General features: G+C 65.9%; 12 protein-coding genes. 5 read left to right on the forward strand and 7 right to left on the reverse strand.

Going from position 1 to position 11873, the window contains the following annotated elements; translation table 11 throughout:
* The first annotated feature begins 33 nt into the window (after window positions 1-33).
* A complete protein-coding gene (locus R2733_05655; GenBank protein ID MEZ5375981.1) occupies window positions 34-579 on the forward strand; it encodes a dihydrofolate reductase family protein in 546 nt (181 codons plus the stop codon).
* A gap of 42 nt (window positions 580-621) precedes the next feature.
* On the opposite strand, the gene R2733_05660 is transcribed toward R2733_05655, so the two are convergent.
* Together R2733_05660 and R2733_05665 are read right to left on the reverse strand one after the other, a co-directional pair.
* Window positions 622-1767 carry an acyl-CoA dehydrogenase family protein gene (locus R2733_05660; GenBank protein MEZ5375982.1) on the reverse strand — a complete coding sequence of 382 codons (1146 nt, stop codon included), beginning with the start codon at window positions 1765-1767 and terminating at the stop codon, window positions 622-624.
* A gap of 69 nt (window positions 1768-1836) precedes the next feature.
* Entirely contained in the window at window positions 1837-2313 is a 477-nt protein-coding gene (locus tag R2733_05665; protein MEZ5375983.1) for a peroxiredoxin, read from the reverse strand.
* Between the two features lie 114 nt (window positions 2314-2427).
* On the opposite strand from R2733_05665, the gene R2733_05670 reads away from it, so the two are divergent.
* Together R2733_05670 and R2733_05675 are read left to right on the forward strand one after the other, a co-directional pair.
* Window positions 2428-3447: a methyltransferase domain-containing protein gene (locus R2733_05670; GenBank protein MEZ5375984.1), complete on the forward strand. Its 1020-nt coding sequence runs from the start codon at window positions 2428-2430 to the stop codon at window positions 3445-3447.
* 68 nt (window positions 3448-3515) lie between these two features.
* Window positions 3516-4178: a transglutaminase family protein gene (locus R2733_05675; GenBank protein MEZ5375985.1), complete on the forward strand. Its 663-nt coding sequence runs from the start codon at window positions 3516-3518 to the stop codon at window positions 4176-4178.
* On the opposite strand, the gene R2733_05680 is transcribed toward R2733_05675, so the two are convergent.
* Both R2733_05680 and R2733_05685 read right to left on the reverse strand, forming a co-directional pair.
* Window positions 4162-4653, reverse strand: coding sequence for a VOC family protein (locus R2733_05680; GenBank protein MEZ5375986.1), 492 nt, complete (start codon window positions 4651-4653; stop codon window positions 4162-4164). The two genes, R2733_05675 and R2733_05680, sit on opposite strands and share 17 nt — an antisense overlap.
* An 81-nt stretch (window positions 4654-4734) precedes the next feature.
* Window positions 4735-5676 (reverse strand): NAD-dependent epimerase/dehydratase family protein, encoded by a 942-nt coding sequence (locus R2733_05685; protein MEZ5375987.1) that lies wholly within the window; start codon window positions 5674-5676, stop codon window positions 4735-4737.
* A 112-nt stretch (window positions 5677-5788) separates the two neighbouring features.
* On the opposite strand from R2733_05685, the gene R2733_05690 reads away from it, so the two are divergent.
* Together R2733_05690 and R2733_05695 are read left to right on the forward strand one after the other, a co-directional pair.
* The gene (locus tag R2733_05690; protein ID MEZ5375988.1) at window positions 5789-6238 is read left to right on the forward strand and encodes a sigma factor-like helix-turn-helix DNA-binding protein; all 450 of its coding nucleotides are present in this window, start codon (window positions 5789-5791) and stop codon (window positions 6236-6238) included.
* Window positions 6228-7277: a hypothetical protein gene (locus R2733_05695; GenBank protein ID MEZ5375989.1), complete on the forward strand. Its 1050-nt coding sequence runs from the start codon at window positions 6228-6230 to the stop codon at window positions 7275-7277. The genes R2733_05690 and R2733_05695 overlap by 11 nt, the downstream gene beginning before the upstream one ends.
* 21 nt (window positions 7278-7298) lie before the next feature.
* Here R2733_05695 and R2733_05700 read toward each other — a convergent pair whose 3' ends face one another.
* From R2733_05700 to R2733_05710, 3 genes are all read right to left on the reverse strand, one after another.
* Window positions 7299-8546, reverse strand: coding sequence for a Zn-dependent hydrolase (locus R2733_05700; protein MEZ5375990.1), 1248 nt, complete (start codon window positions 8544-8546; stop codon window positions 7299-7301).
* Between the two features lie 101 nt (window positions 8547-8647).
* Complete coding sequence (locus R2733_05705) at window positions 8648-9853, reverse strand: hypothetical protein (protein ID MEZ5375991.1); 1206 nt, start codon at window positions 9851-9853, stop codon at window positions 8648-8650.
* 132 nt (window positions 9854-9985) lie between these two features.
* Window positions 9986-11854, reverse strand: coding sequence for a potassium transporter Kup (locus R2733_05710; GenBank protein ID MEZ5375992.1), 1869 nt, complete (start codon window positions 11852-11854; stop codon window positions 9986-9988).
* Between the last annotated feature and the right edge of the window lie 19 nt (window positions 11855-11873).

Raw genomic sequence — 11873 nt, forward strand, 5'->3', positions numbered from 1 at the left:
GACTCACCCACCACCCACCGATCGAGAGCACCCATGTCCCGTCCTGTCACCGCTCACCTGTTCTCCTCGTTGAATGGCGTCAACGAGAGTCCGAACCTGTTCCAGTTCGACGCGTTCGGTCCTGAGGAAGGCGAGATGATGGGCAGGGCCATCGCCGGCGTGACCGACATGATCCTCGGCCGCACACTGTGGCAGGAGTGGTCGGCGTTCTGGCCGTCGATCGAAGGTGACCCGTTCGCCGACTTCATCAACCCGCTGCGCAAACATGTCGTCTCCTCGACGCTCGAGGGTGACCTGGGTTGGAACTCGACGCTGGTCACCGGCGATCCCGTCGCCTATGTCGCAGCATTGAAGGAGTCCGACGACGAAGGAGGCATCGTGGTCGGCGGCGGCATCGAGACCGTTCGAGGTCTGTTCCTCGGCGGTGTGGTCGACAGGCTCATGCTCACGATCCACCCGGCGGTCACGAATGAAGGCCGCCGACTGTTCGACGACAGCGTTCCGCTGACCCGCCTGTCGCTCGTCGACCATCAGGTGACGTCGGCCGGGAATGCCGTTCTCACCTACACCTTGCGCTGACCGCCCGCCGAGCGGGTCGGGCCGATTGCCCATCGGTCGCCGTCAGGCCGTGAGGCCGTCCATCCGCGCCAATACTTGGAGCATGACCTCGTCGGCCCCGCCCCCGATGCTGGTGAGCCGGTTGTCGCGGAAGAAGCGGGCGGTCCAGGTTTCCTCGACGTACCCGATCCCGCCATGGAACTGGAGGCACTCATCCGCCACTCGACGGATGAGCCGACCGGCGGTCAGCTTGGCGATCGTTGCCTGGCGGGTCGTGTCCTCACCGGCCTGATAGGCCTCGGCGATCGAGCGGTTGTAGCTGCGGAGCAGGTCGATCTCGGCGTTTAGCTCGGCCAGCTTGAACTGGATGTACTGCTTGGCCAGGAGCGGCTCGCCGAACACGTGACGCTCGCGGAGGTAGCCGACGGTGCGCTCGATGGCCGCCTCACAGGCCCCCACCACCGAGTAGGCGGCCCACATGCGTTCGACCACGAACTGGGCCATCTGCTGCTGGAATCCCTTGCCGATCTCGCCGATCGTGTTCGCCACCGGTACTCGGCAGTCGTCGAAGCTCAACAACGCCGTGTCGGAAGCACGCATCCCGAGCTTGTCGAGCTTCTTGGACACACTGAATCCGGGGGTCGTGGTGGGAACGATGATCTGGCTCATTCCCGAATAGCCGCCGTCGTCGGAGGTGCGGGCCAGGACACACAACCAGTCGGCCTGCACCGAGTTGGTGATCCACATCTTCGAGCCGTTGATGATCCACTCGTCGCCATCGCGCACGGCACGGGTGCGGATCCCGGCGACGTCGGACCCGTGGTCGGGTTCGCTGACGGCGATCGACGCCACCATCTCGCCACGCATGGCCGGGGCGAGGTACTGCGTCTTCAGCTCGTCGGTGCCGAAACGGGCGAGCGACGGCGTCGCCATGTCGACCTGCACGCCAAGTGCCATCGGCAGCGCACCGTGGCCGCACCGACCGAACTCCTCGGCGAGGATCATGGTGAACACGTGGTCGGCACCCTGTCCGCCGAAGGCCGGGTCGTATTCGAGACCGATCATTCCGAGCTTCGCCATGTCGGCGAAGATGTCGTGGAGCGGCATCATCTCGGCCGCTTCCCACTCGTCGATGCGAGGATCGATCTCGTTCTGAACGTACTGGCGGACCATGGCTCGAAATGCCTGATGGTCGTCGTTCAAGATCATGTGGACTCCTCCCTCACCCGGGTTCGCGGCGACCCTATCGCCGGGGTGAGGGAGGGCCCAATCGACCGATCAGAGCTTGTCGATGATCGACTCCGACAGCGAGCAGGTGAGCCCGAAACCGTCGGGCTCGACCTCGAGCTGGGTCACCTTGCCGTCTTCCAGCACCATGGCGTAACGCTTGGAGCGGACACCGCCGAGCGCTGCGGCATCGACACCGAGGCCGACAGCCTGGGTGAACTCGGCACCGGGATCGGCGAGCATGCGGATCTTGCCGCCAGCCTCGTGGGCCTCACCCCAGGCGTTCATCACGAAGGCGTCGTTGACCGAGATGCAGGCAATGGTGTCGACACCCTTGGCCTTGATGGCGTCGAAGTCGTTGACGTAGCCCGGCAGGTGGGTGTTGGAGCAGCCGGGGGTGAAGGCGCCGGGAACGGCGAAGACCAGCACCTTGCCCTTGCCGAGGATCTCGGCGGGGTCGACCTGGTTGCCCGGGTTGCCCTCGTGGAGCGTGGCCGAAGGAATGGAATCGCCGATCTGGATGGTCATCAGAGGTGTCTCCTCGAAAGGGTTGATGTGAACGCCCGCACCGTACTCGGCGCGAGCGGCCACGTCCCGATCGGGAAGCCCTAGCCTGCTGACCATGACGACAGCCTGCTGGCCATGACCACGCGACCGCAGCAGGCAGCCACACGAGCGGTGCGATCTGCGTTGCGATTCGGCGCCAACCGAATCGCGTCGAACGACCGGATGATGAACATCGTCTACGACCTGGTGAACGAGACGAACTTCGCCGGGCTCTCCGAACACGAAGAGATGTTGAGCGACCGCATCCGGGTCGATGCGTATCACCGTGGTCTGCATCGCAACATCGATGCCGGCGACGTCGTGCTCGACCTCGGCGCCGGCACCGGCTTGTTGTCGTTCATGGCGAGCCGAGCCGGCGCAAAGAAGGTGTATGCCGTCGAGCACTCCGACTTCATCGACGTCGCTCGCGAGATCGCCCGCCACAACGGCTTCACCAACATCGAATTCGTGAAGGCCAACAGCCGCGAGTTCACCCCGCCCGAGCCGATCGACGTCGTGATCCACGAGCAGATGGGTGACGAGCTCTTCAACGAGAACATGCTCGAGAACTTGCTCGACCTTCGCAGGCGGGTGCTCCGCCCCGGGGGACGCATGCTGCCCAGCCGCTTCCGCCTCTTCGTCGAACCGGTCCTCCTGCACGAATCGATGCGGGTGCGGCGGTTCTGGAACATCGAGCTGCCGGATGGCATCGACCTCTCGGCGATGGAGTCTTCTCCCACAGCGGCCCGCTTCGACACCGGCCGCACTGATCAGCTGTGGGCTCGCCCCGGCTCGGTCGCCGCGTCGTTGGCGGCGTGTCAGCCGATCATCGAGTTCGACCTCGCCACCCTCGAGTCGGCGGCGTCGATCCCCATCGATCACGTCGTTGACCGTGTCGCTCCCTCCGATGCGATCGTCGATGGTGCGTGCGTCTGGTTCGAGGCGGTGTTCGACGACGAGACCGTCATGTCGACCTCCCCTCTCGAGCCGATCACCAGCTGGGGCAATCGGCTCTATCGGCTCGATCGCGAGGTCCGAGCTGGTGAGCACCTACGACTCCACGTGCACCTCGGGCAACTCGTCGAGCCGTCCACCTGGAGCGTCGAGGAACTCTGAGCGAGCGCACGACGATTCCTGCGGGTCGGGGTGGGCGTTGTAGCGTCGAGTCGTCGAAAGGAACGTCCGTGTCTGCACTCATCGAATCCACCTGGTTCCTCGACCACGACAGCGAGGCCGTCACGACCTTCGTCGACGAGGCACTCGCCGCCGAGGGCATCGATCGATCGGCGACACCACGAGCGCTGGCAACAGCACTCTTCCACGCCGTTCGTGACCGGCTGCGGTACGACCCCTATTCGATGGTCACCGACCCCGAGGATTATCGGGCCAGCACGATCGCTCAGGCATCGTCGAGCTGGTGCGTACCGAAGTCGGTGTTGCTCACCGCCGCAGCTCGCCAGGTCGGCATACCCGCCCGACTCGGCTTCGCCGACGTTCGCAACCATCTGTCGAGCGAGAAGCTCACCGCACGCATGGGCACCGACATCTTCTATTGGCACGGCTACAGCGAGCTCCTGCTCGACGATCGCTGGTTCAAGGTGAGCTCGGCGTTCAACGCCAGCCTTTGCGAGCGGCTCGGCGTTGGTGTGCTCGAATTCGACGGCACCGACGACGCCCTGATGCACCCCTACGACGGAAGCGGGAATCGCTACATGGAGTACGTCGCCCAGCGGGGCTCCTACGACGACCTCCCGCTCGACGAGCTCCTGGCCGACTTCCGCCGGCTCTATCCGAGCATGGTCGGCGACGACGCCGAGCCCGACGAGGTGTTCAATCCGTCGGCGTGACGTCTCGGTCGCTGCCAAGCGAGCCGCCGGCGAACCAGGTGTCGAACCGGGGCTTGGCTGCGCTCGCCACCAGCTCGATGATCAGTCCTGACGGCGGGGCGACGTAGGCGAAGCTGCCGAAGCCGTCCTCGGGTGCGGTCGCAGCTGCAGCCACGGTCCACCCGGCAGCAAGGAACCGCTCGACGTCGGCGCCCACGTCGTCGGACCAGACACCGAGGTGGTGGAGACCAGGTGCGTCGCCGGCGTCCCACACGGAGCCGCCCTGGAGCAGCTCGACGTGCTGCGGACCTTCGCAGGAGTAGACAAAGGTGAGCTCGACCTGTTCGAGACCGCGCTCAGGCGTCCACACAGTCCGGTTGTCGCTGTATTGCACCCGAGCCCACGTCACACCCAGTGCCGGGCCGAGTTCGGCCATGGCCCGGTCGACGTCGGCCACCCGGAGTCCGCTGTGGTAGATCTGCTGAAGGTCGAACATGGGACGGTGTCTCCGGGTCGGCGAACGGTGGTCAGTGCTCGCACGCTAGCAAGTTACTGGAGTCCGCATACAGTTTCGGTCTCACCGAGCGGCACGAACGGCACGGCTCACCGCTTCGTCGAGATCGGTCACGGCGAACTGCTGCCCCTCGGCCAGGAGACGCGTCGGGACGCAACGGCGACCGGTCAGGGCGAGACCGGGGTCGGACCCGAGCAGCCAGGCGCCGATCGTGGCGACCAAGGACGGACTGGGCAGCCCGAAGGAACGACCGACGGCACGACGATACGCCGCCATCAGCTCCCGGTTCCGGACCGGGTTCGGCGAGGTGACGTGGTACACGCCGTGCATCGTCGGGTCGATGACCGCGCGAAGCAGCACATCGAACAGATCCTCAGCCCCGACCCACGACACCCACTGATCACCGCTACCGACCTTCCCACCCAGGCCGAAGCGGGCCAGGAGCGCGAGCTGCCGCGACGCCGGGTCGTCGGCCCCGCCGATCGCGATCCCCGGGCGCAGGAGCACGGTGCGCTCGACGCCGACCGACGCCTCGGCGAACGCCGCTTCCCAGCGGCGACACACCTCGACCTGCTGTCGCGGACCAGTGGTCGGCACCTCGGTCGACTCGTCGATCACGGCGTCGCCGCCATCGCCGAAGATGGCCAACGACGACAGTTGCACCCACGTTGTCGGCGGACGATCGAGCCCGGCGATGGCCTCGCCAACGAGGTGGACCGAGTCGACCCGCGAAGCGATCAGCTCATCGATGTTGGACCGGGTCGGACGACAATCGACACGCTTGCCGACCAGGTGGACCACGGCATCGGCGCCATCCAAGGCCCGCACCCAGTCACCGAGGTTTGCGGCGTCCCATTGCACGTGGGTCCACCGGTCATGATCATGAGTCAGCCCACGGCCGATGACGGTCACCGCGTGCCCAGCACCCGTCAGCCGCTCCCGCAGCCCTCGGCCGAGGAAACCGGTCCCACCGACGAGGACGACCTGCAGGCGTGCTTCGGTCATCGGCGCAAGGTAGCGCTCACGAGTGCACGGTGGGTCGACACTGACCCGGTCCCGAACCAACTTTTCTTCGAAACATGTCGCTGTTTCGGTCGGTCGCAGACTCTCATTGGGCATGACCTTCGAGGAGTTTGCGGCAACGTCGGCGCGACGAGTGCGCGCTGCCTTGGTTGCCGCCTACGGCCCCGAGGTCGGGATGGATGCGGCGGCCGAGGCAATGGCCTATGGCTGGGAGAACTGGGATCGTCTCGAAGCGATGGGAAACCCCGCCGGCTACATGTACCGAGTGGGCCAGACCGCCGCGGCCAAGCTGCGCCGTCCGCAGGGCCTCCTACCGGCGCCTCCTGCCGATCGGCTCCCCGACGTCGAGCCCCGCCTCGTTCCTGCGCTCAACGAACTGACCGAGCACCAGCGGATCTGTGTGGTGCTGGTCCATGCCTACGGATGGCCCCAGGTCGAGGTCGCCGAGCTCCTCGAGATCACACCGCAGACCGTACGAACGCACCTGCAACGAGCGCTGTCCCACCTGCAGACCTCCCTGGAAGTGATCGACGATGTCAACTGAACTCGACGTCATCCAACAGCTCGAGCGCTACGGCGCATGGCTCGAAGGCGAGCTCGGGACCGAGCTCAACTGCCAGCGGCCAGCCGAGCCGCCCCTTTTCAAGACTGCGCCATCGTCGAGCCGATGGGCCTCACGGCTGCTGGTTGCCGCCAGCATTGGTGCCGCCGTGATCGGGCTCGCCTGGTTGGCGAGCGATGGGCAATCGACCATCGTCACCGACCCGGGCGCGATCGACGCCACCACCACCGAACCGACGGCCGAGGAACTGCCAACCGCTGATGAGCCGCTCTTCGTCGTGCCGTCAGCGCTCGAGGGCGATCAGCCCGTGGTGACCGATGCGAGCGATGCCTGGGACTGGCCCGGTGGGCAGGCCGGGTCGCTCGTCATGGTGGGCACGGCCACGTCGACCGGCTTCCAAGACGTCTCGAGCGTCCGGCTCGTCGACCTTCCTCCCTTTGGCACGGCGACGACAGAGACAACCATCGGCGGCGTCGCCGTGGTCTTCCCGGCCGAGGTTCCAGAGAACCAACGCACGGACTTCGCCCGGCCAACCGATGACGGTCGCTGGATCTGGATCCGCCCGGAGCGACCCGAACTCAGCGAGCTCCTGGCGCGGAACATCGGCGTCGTCGATGGACAGCTGTCCTTCGCCCCGGACGAGGGCTTCGAGGTCCTGGCCAGGGTCGATCGTCTCGACGCCACGAAGGTCCGCTCCACACTGAACCAGCTCCGACCGCTGTCCCAGAATCTGGTTTCGGTCGCCGTGCTCTCGCACCCAACGCAGGCCGACGGCTTCGTGTTCGGTCTCGGCGGCACGAACGCCAGCTACGAAACCGTCGAGGTTCGCGGCCATCGCGGCGTCCTCGGCCGCCACTCCTCGCCAGCGGGACTCACCGGCACCACGCTGGCGTGGACCGAGTCGCCCGGCCAGACGATCTGGATCTCTGCCCCTGCTGCGTACGACGTCGAGGCCATCGCCGAGGGCCTTCAGGTCGTCGACGAAGCGACGTGGGCTGCAGCGGTCGATGCCGACGAATGAGCCGTCTGCGGGTGCCGAAACCTAGGGCTCGACCACCTCGGCGATGGCGCAGATGGCACCGAGGAGTACTGACGCCCCGTGCTCGGCTTGTTCCTGCGTGATCGCCTCGGCTTCGTTGTGCGACAGGCCACCTTCGCAGGGAACGAAGATCATCGCCGTGGGAGCGACACCCGCGACGTAACAGGCGTCGTGGCCGGCGCCGCTCACCATCGAGCGACGGCTCAATGCCAGCGCTTCGGCAGCGGTGTCGACCGCAGTGACGCAGTCGGCATCGAAAACCACCGGCGGCGAATCGTTGCCGAGGTCGATGTCGACGGTGACACCGCACTCATCGGCTACTCGCCGAGCGATGGTGCGCATCCTCGATTCGAGCTCGTCGAGCACCGCCCGGTCGGGGTGGCGAAGGTCGAGGGTGCACTGCAACCGTTCGGGCACGGTGTTCGGCGACGACGGCTCCGACCGGAACATGGCGAACGTGGCCCGGGCCGCAGGACCGGCATCGTCGACGGCGGCGTAGACGTCGGCGACGAGGCGGGCGATCGCCTTCGCCGGGTCACGCCGGACCTGCATCGGGGTCGGACCGGCGTGTGACGGGAACCCGTGGATCGTGACGTTGTACCACCGCAGCCCCTGCACACCGGTCACGACACCGATCTCGACACCTTCGGTTTCGAGAATCGGACCCTGCTCGATGTGCAGTTCGAGGTAGGCAGCGAGCGGCCGAGGGGCGGCCGGGAGCTCACCCACCCAGCCGAGGCGCTCGAGTTCGTCGCCGACCGAGATGCCGTCGAGATCGCAGAGCGCGTAGGTCGCTTCGAGATTGGCCTGGCCGGCCCACACGCCGGAACCCATCATCGACCGGGGGAAGCGGGATCCCTCCTCGTTGGTCCACACGACGACCTCGATCGGATGGCGGGTGACGATACCGAGATCGTTGAGACGCTCGATCACCTCCAAACCGCCGAGGACGCCATAGACACCGTCGAATCGGCCGCCGGTCGGCTGGGTGTCGAGATGGCTGCCTGTCATCACCGGGGGGAGTTCGGGATCACGACCGGGCCGACGGACGAACAGGTTCCCGATTCGGTCCATGGCCACCGTGCACCCGGCTTCCCGGGCCCAACCGACGAAGAGCTCACGGCCGGCTGCATCGTCGTCGGACAACGCCTGCCGGTTCGAGCCACCGGCCGGCGTCGCGCCGATCTCGGCCATCGCCATCAACCGAGACCAGAGCCGATCGGCGTCGACTCGTTGCACCGGGGTGTCCATGACCGAAGCTTCGCACGATCCGATCGGGCATGCCGACGCGCGACACCCCCGGGATGGCCCGGGGGTGTCGCATCGATGGATGGGTGCCGACAGACCGAGGGTCAGTCCTCGATCTCGATGTGGTCGAGATCGGAGTGATCGGCGTCGATGTCCTGTTCGAAGTCCTCGTTGTAGGAGTCCTCGACGTCGTAGCTGTCCTCGATCGAGTTGTCCTGCTGGAACGAGTCCTCGATGGTGGTGTCGACCTCGACATCGACATCGAGTTCTTCGTTGTAGGAATCGTTGACCGAGTTGTCCTGGACGAAGGTCGCTTCGGCGCTCTGATCGTTGAACGATTCGTTGACCGAGTTGTCGATGTAGGTGTCGTTGTCCATGTTGGCGTTGCTGCCACCGCCGAAGGCCAACTGGGTGTCGCCGTGGCCCCCGATGTCGGCGTGCTCGAGGTCGACCACGTCGCCTGACCCGAAGGCGGCGTTGACATCGTCCGAGTTCTGGATGGTCTGGTTCCCGTCGCCGATCACGGCGTCGCCCCAGACGTCGATGTCGGAGTCGACGTTGCCGTCGCCGATCGTGTTGCCGTAGCCATGGACGTTGTTCACGGTGTTGTGGTCGCCGACCACGGCGCCGTTGGCATCGCCGTCGGCCAGGATGCCCGAGTTCATGCCGGTGTTGACCACGCCGTTGTTCGCTCCGTCGAACGCCACGGAATCCTCGCCGGTGGCAATGTTCGAGTTCTTGATGTCGTCACCGGCGGCAACGGCGGCGTCGCCGGTGGCCACGCCGGTCTGGTCGCCGCCTGCGGCAGCCGAGTGGTCCCCGAGAGCGCTCACGTTGACCGACTCGTCGGTGAGTTCGAGGTCGCCGTGTACCTCACCCTCGACGTCGAGGTCGAAGTGGCGGGCGTTGTCGACCTCGGCGAGGTTCTGCGAGATGTACTCGTTGGTCTCGTAGACCTGTGCAACATAGGTGTTGAGCGTGTGCTCGATCGTCTCCATCGTCGGCGCAGGTGCCGCGTGGTGCGAGGTCGGAGCAGCGGAGGCGCCGCCGGGGGCCGAGGCCCCGGCCGGCACGGCCATCGGGGCCGGGGCCGGCATCTCGACCAGCGTCTGGGTGACCTGCGGGCTGAAGTTCAGCTCGTTGGCGACACCGGCGACGGTGTCGCCCAGGTCGACCGACGAGAGGTCGTAGTCGTTGACGCCGTGGTCGACGAGGTAGGCGTGCGGGTCCTCCGAGTACATGATCGCTTCGGTCTCGTTGCCGAGGACCTTGTGCATGATGGACTCGAGGACATCGTTGATCTCTGACATTTTCGGTTTCCCTCCGGGGTGTGCGTTGCTGGGTGCTGTTCGCTCTTGCTAGTGAACAACACCTTAGAAACGGCCCCGTAAACAGGAATCGGGGATGTCCCCCGAGCCTCCCCCCATCGATGGGGGATGGCCTCAAATGGCGACGTGGGTGCCGATGTCGATCGATCGATCGTGCGGGAGACCGAAATAGGCCGACGGGTCGCTGGCATTGCGGCTCATGATGGCGAAGAGACGGTCCCGCCAGCTGGCCATGCCCGGCCGGTCGGCGTATTCGATTCGCTCGCGACCCAGGAAGTAGATCGTGGTCTCCGGGTCGAGCTTGGCACCGTCGAGACGCAAGCCGGCGACCAGGTCACGATCGACCTGCGGTTGCTCCACGAACCCGTAGCGGAGCTGCACCTCGTAGACCCCGAACGGATGGGTGATCACCGAGAAACGGTCGGTTTCGGGGACCTCGGGGCGGTCGTCGATGGCAATCGATACGAAGACCACTCGCTCGTGCAGCGAATCGTTGTAGCGAAGGTTGGTGAGGAGCACCGGAGGGACCCGCCCCGCTGTGCGGTGCAGGTAGACACCGGTGCCGGGATGACGGGCCGGCTCGTCATTGGCGAAACCGGCAAGAAGTCCCGCGGTGGTCTTGGCCGACGTGAACAGTTGTTCTCCCACCAGCCGCCGTCCGGTACGCCAGGTGGTGAAGCTGATGAATCCGGCCGTTCCGATGAGCAGCGGGAACCAACCTCCAGCCGGAATCTTGAAGATATTGGCACCGGTGAAGGCCAGGTCGATGATTCCGAGTGGGAGCAGGACGGCGAGCACCTTGGCCGTGCTCCAACCCCACGATTGTTTGGCATAGACGCCGACGAGGATGGTGGTGATCACCATGGTCAGCGTGACCGCAACGCCATAGGCCGCCGCCAGGCGGGCCGACGACTGGAACGAGAAGACCAGACCCAGGCAGGCGAACAGGAGGAACCAGTTAATGGCCGGCACATACACCTGCCCACGGTGCTCGGCCGAGGTCTGGACGACTCGCATACGCGGCAGGTATTCCAGGTTGATCGCCTGCGCGGTCAACGAGAACGCACCCGAGATCAGCGCCTGCGAGGCAATCACGGTGGCCACGGTCGCAAGCACAGTGAGCGGCCAGTGCGCCCAGTCCGGTGCGAGCAGGAAAAACGGGCTTTCGATCGCCGCCGGGTTCTTGAGCAGTCGAGCGCCCTGCCCGAAGTAGTTGAGCACCAGCGCCGGCATCACGATCCAGAACCAGGCGGTGCGGATCGGTTCACGGCCGAAGTGCCCCATGTCGGCGTACAGCGCCTCACCACCCGTGACCACGAGGAAGACGGCGCCGAGCACGAGGTACCCACGCAGTCCGTTGTGGGCGAAGAACCCGAGGGCATAGGTGGGGCTCACGGCTCGCAGCACCGACGGCGAGCGCAGGATCTCGGCGACGCCGAGCAGGGCAAGGACGCCGAACCATACGACCATGATGGGGCCGAACAGTCGGCCGATCGTCGCGGTGCCCCGTCGCTGGATCGAGAACAGGCCGATCAGGATCACCGCCACGATGGGGACGATCCAGTGATCGACCGACGGGGCAACAACTTGGACACCTTCGACCGCCGAGAGCACCGAGATGGCCGGCGTGATCATGCCGTCGCCGTACAGCAGGGCGGTGCCGACGAGACCGAGCAGCAGCAGGGCGGACTTGCTGGAGCGCTCCCCCACCACGAGCGTGGCGAGCGCGAGAATGCCGCCTTCGCCGTGGTTGTCGGCCCGCAGCACGATCACGAGGTACTTCAGGGTCACCACGATCAGGAGGGACCAGAGCATGAGGGACAGGACCCCGAGGACGTTTGCATCGTCGATTGCCAGGTCGACGTCGCCCGCCAACGATTCACGCAGGGCGTAGAGGGGACTCGTCCCGATGTCGCCGAAGACCACGCCGAGTGCTCCGAGCGTGAGTGCTCGTTGGGAGACCGACGGACTTGCACTACTCATGCTTGCTGCTTCCCGCCCT

The organism is Acidimicrobiales bacterium, assembly GCA_041394265.1.
Classification (GTDB): Bacteria; Actinomycetota; Acidimicrobiia; order Acidimicrobiales; family SZUA-35; genus JBBQUN01.

Coding starts and splice junctions, on each gene's coding strand:
- R2733_05690 (MEZ5375988.1), top strand. CDS start 5,789: ATGACCTTCGAGGAGTTTGCGGCAACGTCGGCGCGACGAGTGCGCGCT.
- R2733_05705 (MEZ5375991.1), bottom strand. CDS start 9,853: ATGTCAGAGATCAACGATGTCCTCGAGTCCATCATGCACAAGGTCCTC.
- R2733_05665 (MEZ5375983.1), bottom strand. CDS start 2,313: ATGACCATCCAGATCGGCGATTCCATTCCTTCGGCCACGCTCCACGAG.
- R2733_05660 (MEZ5375982.1), bottom strand. CDS start 1,767: ATGATCTTGAACGACGACCATCAGGCATTTCGAGCCATGGTCCGCCAG.
- R2733_05685 (MEZ5375987.1), bottom strand. CDS start 5,676: ATGACCGAAGCACGCCTGCAGGTCGTCCTCGTCGGTGGGACCGGTTTC.
- R2733_05695 (MEZ5375989.1), top strand. CDS start 6,228: ATGTCAACTGAACTCGACGTCATCCAACAGCTCGAGCGCTACGGCGCA.
- R2733_05710 (MEZ5375992.1), bottom strand. CDS start 11,854: ATGAGTAGTGCAAGTCCGTCGGTCTCCCAACGAGCACTCACGCTCGGA.
- R2733_05700 (MEZ5375990.1), bottom strand. CDS start 8,546: ATGGACACCCCGGTGCAACGAGTCGACGCCGATCGGCTCTGGTCTCGG.
- R2733_05670 (MEZ5375984.1), top strand. CDS start 2,428: ATGACCACGCGACCGCAGCAGGCAGCCACACGAGCGGTGCGATCTGCG.
- R2733_05655 (MEZ5375981.1), top strand. CDS start 34: ATGTCCCGTCCTGTCACCGCTCACCTGTTCTCCTCGTTGAATGGCGTC.
- R2733_05680 (MEZ5375986.1), bottom strand. CDS start 4,653: ATGTTCGACCTTCAGCAGATCTACCACAGCGGACTCCGGGTGGCCGAC.